Annotated in this window: 8 protein-coding genes and 1 tRNA gene; 6 read left to right on the forward strand and 3 right to left on the reverse strand. The window is 64.5% G+C overall.

Going from position 1 to position 6,720, the window contains the following annotated elements:
* Positions 1-296, reverse strand: a 296-nt coding sequence (locus tag EOA27_RS16280; protein WP_127256689.1) for an ETC complex I subunit, incomplete at its 3' end; no start/stop codon positions are given.
* Between the two features lie 248 nt (positions 297-544).
* On the opposite strand from EOA27_RS16280, the gene EOA27_RS40725 reads away from it, so the two are divergent.
* The 6 genes from EOA27_RS40725 to EOA27_RS16310 all read left to right on the forward strand — a co-directional run bounded on the left by EOA27_RS40725 (position 545) and on the right by EOA27_RS16310 (position 4,563).
* The gene (locus tag EOA27_RS40725) at positions 545-1,513 is read left to right on the forward strand and encodes an NAD(P)H-dependent oxidoreductase (protein WP_128298208.1); all 969 of its coding nucleotides are present in this window, start codon (positions 545-547) and stop codon (positions 1,511-1,513) included.
* Positions 1,514-1,648: 135 nt separating this feature from the next.
* Complete coding sequence (locus tag EOA27_RS16290) at positions 1,649-2,824, forward strand: NAD(P)/FAD-dependent oxidoreductase (RefSeq protein ID WP_126078160.1); 1,176 nt, start codon at positions 1,649-1,651, stop codon at positions 2,822-2,824.
* 63 nt (positions 2,825-2,887) lie between these two features.
* Complete coding sequence (locus tag EOA27_RS16295) at positions 2,888-3,370, forward strand: pyridoxamine 5'-phosphate oxidase family protein (RefSeq protein WP_126078161.1); 483 nt, start codon at positions 2,888-2,890, stop codon at positions 3,368-3,370.
* A gap of 90 nt (positions 3,371-3,460) precedes the next feature.
* Positions 3,461-3,537, forward strand: a tRNA-Pro gene (locus EOA27_RS16300).
* 112 nt (positions 3,538-3,649) lie between these two features.
* On the forward strand, positions 3,650-3,985 hold the full coding sequence (locus EOA27_RS16305; RefSeq protein ID WP_126078162.1) for a hypothetical protein: 336 nt from the start codon (positions 3,650-3,652) through the stop codon (positions 3,983-3,985).
* 314 nt (positions 3,986-4,299) lie between these two features.
* Complete coding sequence (locus EOA27_RS16310; RefSeq protein ID WP_126078163.1) at positions 4,300-4,563, forward strand: hypothetical protein; 264 nt, start codon at positions 4,300-4,302, stop codon at positions 4,561-4,563.
* A gap of 157 nt (positions 4,564-4,720) precedes the next feature.
* Here the strand turns inward: EOA27_RS16310 and hdaA are convergent, their stop codons facing one another.
* Both hdaA and EOA27_RS16320 read right to left on the reverse strand, forming a co-directional pair.
* The gene (hdaA, locus tag EOA27_RS16315; RefSeq protein WP_126078164.1) at positions 4,721-5,425 is read right to left on the reverse strand and encodes a DnaA regulatory inactivator HdaA; all 705 of its coding nucleotides are present in this window, start codon (positions 5,423-5,425) and stop codon (positions 4,721-4,723) included.
* Position 5,426: 1 nt separating this feature from the next.
* Positions 5,427-6,572 (reverse strand): AI-2E family transporter, encoded by a 1,146-nt coding sequence (locus EOA27_RS16320; protein ID WP_126078165.1) that lies wholly within the window; start codon positions 6,570-6,572, stop codon positions 5,427-5,429.
* Between the last annotated feature and the right edge of the window lie 148 nt (positions 6,573-6,720).

Genomic DNA, 6,720 nt, shown 5'->3' on the forward strand with positions numbered 1-6,720 from the left:
CAGGGCGTCCTGCGGGCATAGCGGAAATTGTCCGAATAGGAAATCTGCCGGCGCTTGGCTTCCTTCGGCTCTTCGACGCGATAGGCGATCTTTTCCTTCTCGGCATAGGCCACCGCTTCTTCCTTCGTGTCGAAGGTGAGCTTCACCTGGCTCAGCATGTCGCCGGAGGTGGTGTAGCCCATCAGCGGGTCGATCTTCTTGCGCTGCGCGGGATCGAACTCCAGCACCCAATGTCCGGTCTTGGCCTTGCCGGACTGCATCGCGGTTTTGGCTGGACTGAAAATGCGCGCGGACATGACCACCTCTTTGCCGCCCGGAAATCGGGCACCGTTGTTCGGCGCCATTCCCGGGTCCCATCGGGAGCCCGAAATCTCGCGCCAACCCCGTCATTACTGTGCAATGGCCGCGGCGGCAAGGCCGCAAGCGCCCCTGCGCTCCCAAGGCGCAGGGGAACCTCGCCGCGCCGGCGACATTATCGAAAGGTCGGGCGGCCGGGCCGGGCAAGCCTTCCCTGTCAGCCTCAATCAGAAGCGGACGTTTCGCCATGACCAATGCAACCGAACATGCCGTCCTGCAGCTCGCCGTGCTTGTCGGCAGCCTGCGCGCCCAGTCCTTCAGCCGCAAGATCGCCAAGGCCCTGGCCGCCCGCGCGCCGGATTCGGTGCGCTGCCGCTTCATCGAGATCGGCGACCTGCCGCTCTACAACGAGGATCTGGACGGTGACGACCCGCCAGCGGCGTGGTCGGCCTTCCGTGCGGCGATGCGCGAATGCGACGCGGTGCTGTTCGTCACCCCGGAATACAACCGCTCGATCCCCGGCTGCCTGAAGAACGCGCTTGATGTCGGCTCGCGCCCATCGGGCAAGAGCGTGTTCAAGGGACTGCCCGCAGGGGTCGTCAGTGTCACACCGCATAAGCTTGGCGCTTTCGGCGCCAATCATGCGCTGAGACAAACCTTCGCCTTCCTCGACATGCCAGTGATGCAGCAGCCGGAGGCCTATATCGGCAATGTCGCGGAAATCCTGGACGGCAAAGGCGCGGTGACCAATGCCGATACCGCCACCTTCCTCGAAAATTTCATGGCCAGCCTGGAAAGCTGGATCAGGACGGTGCATCCTGCCGGCTCGTCCTTCGATGCCTTCATGAAGCAGCGCGAGAAGATCGCCGAAGACTATGTCAATGGCGATGCCGCCTCGCTGAAGGCGATCGTCACCCGTGCCGGGCCGGCGACGTTCTTCTCACCGCGCGGCGACCATCTCGAAGGCGCCGAAGCGGTTGCCGGCCGTTACGAACGCGATGCCGCAAGCTTCCACAAAGGCGGCAACACCGATCTCGAGGTGCTGCAAGCGTCGGCGAGCGGCGATCTGGCGTTCTGGAGCGGCTTGCAGCATGCCAAGGCGCGCATCGGCAAGAACGGCGAGGCGACCGAGATGACCTTGCGGGTGACGGAAGTGTTTCGGCTGGAGGATGGCGCGTTCAAGCTGGTGCATCGCCATGCCGACCCGGTTCATTAGCCGGCGCTTGCAAAATCCGCGACACAATGCCGGGGGGCTTTGCAACACGCACCTATTCCTTTTGGCCTGCGAGCGGCATACATCGGATACATGGTCGTGCCACTTGATGGCATGATGGCGACGACAAAGATACGAATGAGCGCGGATACGGAAGTCTCGCCGTCGGGGGCCGGCAAGCCAGCGATATTGGACGGTACGATTGTCGTCGGCGGGGGCGCCGCCGGGCTTGCCGCCGCGCATGCGTTGACCATGGCCGGCGTGACGACGCGGATCCTGGAGCGCGAGCAGAGGCTGGCCGAACCCTGGCACCGCCGCCACGACAATCTGCACCTCAACACGCATCGCGACCTCTCCTCATTGCCAGGCGTGTCCTATCCGGCGGGGACACCGGCGTTCCCGCACCGCAGCGCCGTCGCGCGCCATCTCAATGAGTTCGCCGAAACGCACCGGCTGCCCGTCGCCTTCGGGGTCGAGGTCGACGAGATCGAATTCCGAGGCGACCATTGGCTGCTGCGGACAAGCGAGGGCTTGAAGGCGGCGCGATATGTGGTGATCGCCACCGGACGGGACCGGCAGCCCTTCATCCCGGCCTGGACAGGCATGGACGATTTTTCCGGCAGGATCATCCATTCGGCCGATTTCGGAAAGGCAAGCGACTATGCCGGCAAGAAGGTGCTGGTGGTCGGCGCCGGCAATTCCGGCTTCGATGCGCTCAACCATCTTTCCCGTGTCGAGACCGGCCAGATCTGGCTTTCGGCGCGCAACGGACCTTCGCTGCTGCCCAAGCGCATCGGCAAGATCGCGGTGCACCGCATATCGCCGCTCATGGCCAACCTGCCCACATGGCTCGCCGACGCGGTCATGGCGGCAACGCAGCGCCTGGTGTTCGGAGATCTGACGAAATACGGCCTGCCCCCTGCCCCGTCGGGCGGCGCCAGCCGGCTCGGCTCCGACTATACCGCGATCGCGGCCGACGACGGCGCGGTCGAGGCCATCAAGGCCGGGCGCATCATCGTCGTGCCGCAGTTGCGCGCATTCAGGCGCGACGGCGTCGTGCTCGACAATGGCCAGCGAATAGCGCCCGACATCGTCATCGCCGCCACCGGCTACCGCACTGGACTGGAACCGATGCTGGGCAAGCTCGGCGTGCTCGACGCCAAGGGCGTGCCGCTGTTCAACGGCGCCGCAAACGACCCGAAGCTGCCCGGGCTCTGGTTCACCGGCATGCGGCCCAGCATTCGCGGCTGCTTCGCCAACTCAACAATCCAGGCCGCGGCGATCGCCAGGAAGATCACTGGCCTGAAGAGCTGAGCGCGCTACAAGGAACAGACAAGACGGTCGGTCGTTTGCCTTTCTCTGATGAAAGGAAGCGAGATGCCGACGCCCGATGAGCTCGAAGCAAAATTCTGGAAAGCCCTGAAATCGGATATGACAATGATGATCGGGCTTGACGGCTCGAACATCATCCCGCGCCCCATGACGGCGCAACTGGAAGCCGAGGCCAGGGGCCCGATCTGGTTCTTCACCGCCAGGGAAACCGAGCTTGTGCTTGGACTTTCCTCCGGCAGCCAGGCAACGGCGACGTTTGTATCCAAGGGTCATGACCTTTTTGCAACGGTGCAAGGCCGGTTGCAGATCGATAACGACCGGGTCGTGATCGACCGGCTGTGGAACCGCTACGTGGAAGCGTGGTTCGAAGGCGGCAGGGACGATCCGAAGCTGACGCTGCTTCGCTTCGAGGCTGAACAGGCCGAGATTTGGCTCGACGCCTCCAGCGTCGTCTCCGGTATCAAGATGCTGCTCGGCTACGATCCGAAGGAGGAGTACAAGGACAACGTCGCCAAGGTCGATCTCTAGGCTGCCTGGACAGCATCATCGGCCGGATCGAACCGCGCTCTGTTTTTGTGTTGCCTTCCGGGCGTGCGCCCCCTATACGCCGCGGGACGTCGGAGTGTAGCGCAGCCTGGTAGCGCACCTGATTTGGGATCAGGGGGTCGCGTGTTCGAATCACGCCACTCCGACCATCGCTTTCCCCCAAAAAATTGCCGTGCCGGTCTAGCGGCCCAGGGCCTGACCAGAAGGGCTCTTGGCCTCACTCTCCTGGAACCATGTCAGCCTTCGCAAGTTTCGGTTGCCATGACCGGCAATGCGAAAACTCCGACCATCGCGCGCATCTGGCGCGGCAGAACCTTGCCCGACAAAGCCGACGCATATGAGGCCTACAACTACGAGGTCGGCATCAAGCCGCTGATCGAGAAGGCGCTCGGTGTCCAGACCTTCCGCGAGGACACGCCGACCTATTCGGAGTTCATGACAATCTCCTATTGGGAGAATAACGAGGCAATGGCGCGCTTCACCGGCGGCGATCCCACCAAGATCCACCATCTAGACCGTGACGAGGAATTTCTCATCGAGTTGCCCAACAGCGTTCAGGTGCTACGCCTGCTCGCCAGACACGGCAGCACGGGCTGAGTGCCGATCCCCAACAGTCCCGTCCGGGTTGAAATCAAACCTGTGGTGTGAACACGGAGACGGGTAAACCCGCCGGGCGAGTCCCCAACAACCTCAAGCCCGGCGAGCCTACAACCCGATCTGGAACGCGACCGGGGCCGGGATCAACCGGCACTGTCGGTGTTGCAAGACTGATGCCGGAAAGACTGTTCCGGAATGGGACGGCTACGCCGCACGCTCCCACAGATGCCGCACAAGCCGGGACGCGGCTCGAACAATCCCCCTCGCTCCCAACTTTGTCACCGGTCTAGACTTCGGACAAAGGGGGATTGTCGATGCCCGTGCTCGAGGCGCTGCTGTCGCTGATCGGTCCGGCCTACCTGGCCTATTACGGCTTCGCGGTTCCGGTCATGGTCGCCTGGGCAATCCTGTGCGCCGCTCTGTGGGTCTGGAACAACCGGCCGAGCAAGCGGCAGAGCGGCGTCGCCCGGTCGCGGTCCGCCGGCCTGATGGTCTTCGTCCTTGTCGCCGCCTGTTACATCGCGGCGCATACGGGCGTGTATCTTTTGGCTCGGCATCTGGCCGGGCTATGGGCGTAATTTTTCCCTTCTCCCCTTGTGGGAGAAGGTGGATCGGTGCGCAGCGCCGAGACGGATGAGGGGTATTCCAGCGGAGTGAGACGTCGGCTTTCCCTGGAGCACCCCTCATCCGGCCGCTTAGCGGCCACCTTCTCCCGCAAGGGGAGAAGGGAAAGGCCTAGATATCGAACTCGCCCTGCCCCTCGTCCATAGCGCTGACCGTCTCCGCCGCGAGCGCCCGGGTGATCGGCGTCTTGCGCTCAAGCGCGGCGCGGTCGAGGCGCTCGACGACACGCATGGCGGTGCCGAGCGAACGCTCGATGCGGCGCACCAGATATTGCACCACATGCGGCTCGACCTCGACCTGGCGGTCGGCGAACAGCTTTGTGATGACGCCGGCAAGCAGCAGATCGTCGGGCTCGTGGATCTCGATCGTCGCCGCCGCTTTCAGCCGCGAGACGAGGTCGGGGAGCGTGACGCGCCAGGCCGAGGGGAAACGCCGCGCCGTAAGCAGCAGCGTCGAGCCCGCGCCGCGCACTTCGTTGATCAGGTGAAACAGGCCCTGCTCATCGATCGCCGTCTTGTCGACGTCGTCGATGAGCGCCGGCCTCATGCCCAGGCCGGCGATGTGCTCGCCGATCCGGCCCGGCTCGATGGCGACGGCATGCGCCCGCTCCTGCCATATCCGGGCGAGATGCGTCTTGCCCGAGCCGGGCGGCCCGGCCAGCACGACCACCGGCGACGGCCAGTCCGGCCAGCGGTCGATCAGCGATGCGGCTTGCGCGTTGGTGCCCGACACGACGAGCTCGTCGCGCGAATAGCCGGTGCCGTGGCCGAGATCGAGCGGCAGCTGACGCGGCGTATCTGCTGGCTGAGCAGCCATGTCAGCCCCGCTTCGAACGGTGGCCGCCGCCGCGATCGGCCGGCAATGGCGGCACGGGCCCTGTGGCGTGACCCTTGTAGAGCGGCGATTCGAGATAGCGGGCGATGGCGAAGCGCACCAGCACGGCAATCGCCGCCGAGGCCGGCACGGCAATCAACAGGCCGACGAAGCCGAACAGCGCGCCGAAGGCAAACAGCGCGAACATCAGCCACACCGGATGCAGGCCGACGCTCTTTCCGACCAGTCGGGGCTGCAGGATATTGCCCTCGATGAACTGGCCGACGAAGAACACGCAGGCAACCAGCACCACCATGGTCCAGTCCGGCCAGAACTGGACGAAGGCGACGCCGATGGCCAGCACCAGCCCGGTCAGCGAGCCGACATAGGGGATGAAGGAGATCACCCCGGCGAAGAAGCCGATGAGGATGGCGAAGTTCAATCCGGTCAGCGTCAGCCCGGTGGCATACATGGCGCCGAGCACAAGGCATAGCGTGCCCTGCCCGCGCACGAAGCCGGCCGTGGCGGTGTTGATGTCGCGGGCAAGCGCGCGCACCGTCTCGACATGGTCGCGCGGCACCCAGCCGTCGACCTCGGCCACCATGCGGTCCCAGTCGAGCAGCATGTAGAAGGCCACGACCGGGGTGACGACGAACAGGCTGACCACCGAGACCAGCGCCACGCCGGAGCTCCAGATCGAGGTGAAGACGGTGGTGAGCAGGCTGAAACCGGAGGTCAACAGCGAGTTCAGCCCGTCGCGCAGGCCGGCGGCGTTGACGCCAAAACGCTGCTCCAGCCATTTCGGGTCGAAGCTGGTGAGCAGCGACTGCAGGCGCGTGAGATATTCCGGCAGCTTGCGGGCGAAATCGGCCATCTGGGTGGCCAGCACCGGCACCAGGATGACGAAGGCCAGCACCACGACGACGATGAAGGCGATCAGGATGACCACCGTCGCCATAAGGCGCGAGAGGCCGAGCCGCTGCAGCCAGTCGGCAACCGGATCGAGGAAATAGGCGAGCACCATGCCGGCGACGAAAGGCAGGAGGATGCCCGAGAAGACATAGAGGAACAGCGCCAGCAGAACCGCCGTCGCGAGCCAGAATAAGACCTGGCGACGAAGCGCGCCGGAGCTATCGTCCGCGGCGATCACGGCGCCATCGTGGTCAGGCGTCCGTGCCGGAGCCGCCCGATCTGCCGATGCCCGACTTGGTGTTGCCCGACTTAGTGACGTCGTTCTGGGAGTTGCTCGTTCGGGAGCCTTCGCCATAGCCGCTCATATGCCTTAGCCAAGCCACGAG

This window comes from Mesorhizobium sp. M2A.F.Ca.ET.037.01.1.1, from assembly GCF_003998075.1.
GTDB lineage: Bacteria > Pseudomonadota > Alphaproteobacteria > Rhizobiales > Rhizobiaceae > Mesorhizobium.

Coding starts and splice junctions, on each gene's coding strand:
- EOA27_RS40725 (WP_128298208.1), top strand. CDS start 545: ATGACCAATGCAACCGAACATGCCGTCCTGCAGCTCGCCGTGCTTGTC.
- EOA27_RS16290 (WP_126078160.1), top strand. CDS start 1,649: ATGAGCGCGGATACGGAAGTCTCGCCGTCGGGGGCCGGCAAGCCAGCG.
- EOA27_RS16295 (WP_126078161.1), top strand. CDS start 2,888: ATGCCGACGCCCGATGAGCTCGAAGCAAAATTCTGGAAAGCCCTGAAA.
- EOA27_RS16305 (WP_126078162.1), top strand. CDS start 3,650: ATGACCGGCAATGCGAAAACTCCGACCATCGCGCGCATCTGGCGCGGC.
- EOA27_RS16310 (WP_126078163.1), top strand. CDS start 4,300: ATGCCCGTGCTCGAGGCGCTGCTGTCGCTGATCGGTCCGGCCTACCTG.
- hdaA (WP_126078164.1), bottom strand. CDS start 5,425: ATGGCTGCTCAGCCAGCAGATACGCCGCGTCAGCTGCCGCTCGATCTC.